The 3,636-nt window shown below is 66.3% G+C and carries 3 protein-coding genes; all 3 read right to left on the minus strand.

Features of this window, described 5'->3' with window-relative positions; genetic code table 11:
- Positions 1 to 463 precede the first annotated feature (463 nt).
- Entirely contained in the window at positions 464 to 1,099 is a 636-nt protein-coding gene (locus tag AB0E90_RS51470) for a DJ-1/PfpI family protein (RefSeq protein ID WP_360421166.1), read from the minus strand.
- A gap of 11 nt (positions 1,100 to 1,110) precedes the next feature.
- A complete protein-coding gene (locus AB0E90_RS51475; protein ID WP_360421167.1) occupies positions 1,111 to 2,031 on the minus strand; it encodes a GlxA family transcriptional regulator in 921 nt (306 codons plus the stop codon).
- A 120-nt stretch (positions 2,032 to 2,151) separates the two neighbouring features.
- Complete coding sequence (locus AB0E90_RS51480; protein WP_360421169.1) at positions 2,152 to 3,366, minus strand: NADP-dependent isocitrate dehydrogenase; 1,215 nt, start codon at positions 3,364 to 3,366, stop codon at positions 2,152 to 2,154.
- Between the last annotated feature and the right edge of the window lie 270 nt (positions 3,367 to 3,636).

A 3,636-nucleotide genomic window follows, 5' to 3' on the forward strand; every position in this document is an offset into this window, starting at 1 on the left:
TCTACGTTTTCCAGAGGCCCCGATTCACGGAACTACCCGCGATTGCCCCGTTGATGAGCAGGCAGCCGATTTCCCGACGCCGCGGGGTGTGCGGCGTTGGGAAATCGGCTGCCTGCTCATCAACTCCCCAGGGGCAATCGCCCGCTGAGCGCAGCGAAGCCATCAAGCTCAGCAGCCGCATGCACCCACCCCAGCCCCGCGCCCAGTGAGTGCGCCACCCACCCCAGCCCCGCACCCCGCAAGCAACCCGCAAAGCCCAAAAACTTAGGGGCGGGGGGCCCGGGACAGAGCCCCCCGCAGGGGAAGGGACTGGCCGCGTAATCAGCCAGGAGAACCGACCGGCGCCCGGGACAAGGCAGCCATCGGTGGGCGAACCCCCCAGCACCGCAACCAACCGTTTCGCTGTAAAAAACGACCCCCATAACCCACGGTTACGGAAACAAACATGCAATTTGCCGCATGCTTACCCCAACCGCACGATCATGTCCCGGTTCCGCCGAAGCAACGCGACAATCGGCAGAGGCGCCGCACCCGGCGACCCAGCCGAAAACGGCGGCCGCGGGTCATATTCGATACCCAGCTGAATCGACTGAGCCACCTCCGGACCAGCCACCCGACCCACCAGTTCCAAAGCCATATCGATACCGGCAGAAACCCCAGCGCCAGTGGCGTACTTGCCGTCAATGACGACCCGCTCAGCAACCGGAACAGCACCATAGAAAGGCAGCCTGTCCAGCGTCAGCCAGTGCGAGGTGGCCCGGCGCCCACGAAGCAGCCCAGCCGCCCCCAGAACCAGCGACCCGACACAGACCGAAGCCGTCCAGGTGGACACGGCATCAGCACCCCGCAGCCACTCATGCAGCACCCCAGGCACCAGCGGCGGCGTACGCCCCCCAGGCACGACCACCAGATCAGCCGCCAGCGCCTCGTCCAGAGCAGCATCGGCCACCAGCGACAACACCCCGGTATCGGCGCGCACCGGCCCAACCTTCTCCGCCACGAACAACACCTCAGCGCCAGGCAGCCGACTCAGCACCTCATAGGGACCGACGATGTCGAGAGCCGTCATCCCGCCGTACAAAAGCAGATTGATCTTCATGAAGTTGCCTCTCAGAAACGACGGCGGTATTCCGCCGGGTTGACGCCGACGGCCTGCAGAAAGGCCCGGCGCATGGTTTCCGGGGGGCCGTAGCCCACCTGACGAGCAATCTCGGCGACACCGAGGGCGGTGTCCTCAAGGAGGCGACGAGCGGTCTCCAGACGAACCCGATCCACATAACGCCCCGGCGACATGCCGATCTCCGCGGTGAACGCCCGGCTGAACTGGCGCGGCGAGAGATTGGCCCGAGCGGCCAGGGCAGGCACCGAGAGATCGGCCGAAGGATGGTCGGCGATAAGCCGCTGCACCTCGCGCAACGGCTCACGCTGAGCGACCTGCCCCGACATCTGAGCGCTGAACTGGCTCTGCCCACCCGGCCGCCGCAGGAACATCACCAACCCGCGCGCGATGGCCAGCGCAACATCGCGCCCAAGATCCTCTTCAACCAGCGCGAGAGCGAGATCGATGCCGGTGGTGACACCGGCGGAAGTAGCGATCCGGCCGTCCCGCACGAAGATCGGCGACGGATCGACCTCGACCCGCGGATGCCGCTCGGCCAGCGAGTCGCAGTACTGCCAGTGCGTGGTGGCCCGGCGGCCATCCAGGAGACCGGCCTCGGCCAGCAGGAACGCGCCGGTGCACACCGACATGACCCGGGCCGGCCGGTGCCCCTGCGCACGCAGCCAGGCGACCACCTCGGGTTGCGGCCGGCGGGTGCCGTCACCGCCGGGCACGACGAGGGTTCCGCTGGTTGCCGCGCCCAGCGCGCCGTCGGGAGTCAAGACCAAGCCGCTTGATGTACGGATCGGAGCACCGCCGGCACCAGCGGTCGTGACCTGGTATCCCCCGGCGTTCGCGAACACCTCGAGCGGCCCGGTCACGTCGAGGCTCTGCACCCCGTCGAAGAGGACGATCTGCACGTGATGAGCCATGGACTGATCGTCACGGCGTACCCCTCATGACCGCAACGACGAAGAACCCACCTTTCGTGCCACGGGTGAAATGCAGAGCGGCCGCCGGCAAAGCCGGCGGCCGCTGCAACAAGTGCGAGATCAGGCGAGCTTGCGGGCCAGGTTCTCGTCCAGCGCGTTCATGAACTCGTCGGTGGTCAGCCACGGGGCGTCGCGCGAGATCAGCAGCGCGAGGTCCTTGGTCATCTGACCGGCCTCGACGGTGTCGACGCAGACCTGCTCGAGCGTCTTGGCGAACTCGGTCACCTCGGGGGTGCCGTCGAGCACGCCGCGGTGCTTGAGGCCGCCGGTCCAGGCGAAGATCGAGGCGATCGGGTTGGTCGAGGTCTTCTCGCCCTTCTGCCACTGCCGGTAGTGCCGGGTGACCGTGCCGTGCGCGGCCTCCGCCTCGACGGTCTTGCCGTCCGGCGTCATCAGCACCGAGGTCATCAGGCCGAGCGAGCCGAAGCCCTGCGCCACGGTGTCGGACTGCACGTCACCGTCGTAGTTCTTGCAGGCCCAGACGTACCCGCCCGCCCACTTCATCGCGGCCGCGACCATGTCGTCGATGAGCCGGTGCTCGTAGGTGAGGCCGGCCTCCTTGAACTGGTCGGCGAACTCGGTCTCGAAGATCTCGGCGAACAGGTCCTTGAAGCGACCGTCGTACGCCTTGAGGATGGTGTTCTTCGTCGACAGGTAGACCGGGTAGTTGCGGGCCAGGCCGTACCGGAACGAGGCGCGCGCGAAGTCGCGGATCGACTCGTCGTAGTTGTACATACCCATGCCGACGCCGCCCGCCGGGAAGTCGGCGACCAGGAACTCGATCGGCGCCGAACCGTCCTCGGGCGTGAACGTCATGGTGAACTTGCCGGCCGACGGGGCGACGAAGTCGGTCGCCTTGTACTGGTCGCCGTGGGCGTGCCGGCCGATGATGATCGGCTTGGTCCAGCCCGGCACCAGCCGCGGAACGTTTTCCATGATGATCGGCTCGCGGAAGACCACACCGCCGAGGATGTTGCGGATCGTGCCGTTCGGCGACCGCCACATCTTCTTGAGCCCGAACTCCTCCACCCGCGCCTCGTCCGGCGTGATGGTGGCGCACTTGACGCCGACGCCGTGCCGCTTGATGGCGTTGGCCGCGTCGATCGTCACCTGGTCGTCGGTCTCGTCACGGTACTGGATCGACAGGTCGTAGTACTCGAGGGGGACATCGAGATAGGGCAGGATCAGCTGCTCCCGGATCTGCTTCCAGATGATCCGGGTCATCTCGTCGCCGTCGAGCTCCACGACCGGGTTTGTGACCTTGATTTTCGCCATCGGCCGGCGCTCCTCTCCCGAAACACATGCTTAGCAGTACGAGCGTACTGCCCGTCGGGTGAAGATCCTTCATCGCCCCCGACCTGGAGTTATCCATATCGCTATTACCCGTTTTACCTTAGGTCGGGGCGCCCGCGGGCGCTCAGCGGATGCCCTGCCCACGGCGTTATCCACAGCCTAGCGGGAGTTTCGCGGCTAGTTTGATCTTGGTTGTGTTTTCGCTGGTGGTGGGTGGGTTCGGACGCTGGTGGTGTATTACCCACCGGGGGT

This window comes from Actinoplanes sp. NPDC026619 (assembly GCF_040638295.1).
Taxonomy (GTDB): Bacteria; Actinomycetota; Actinomycetes; order Mycobacteriales; family Micromonosporaceae; genus Actinoplanes.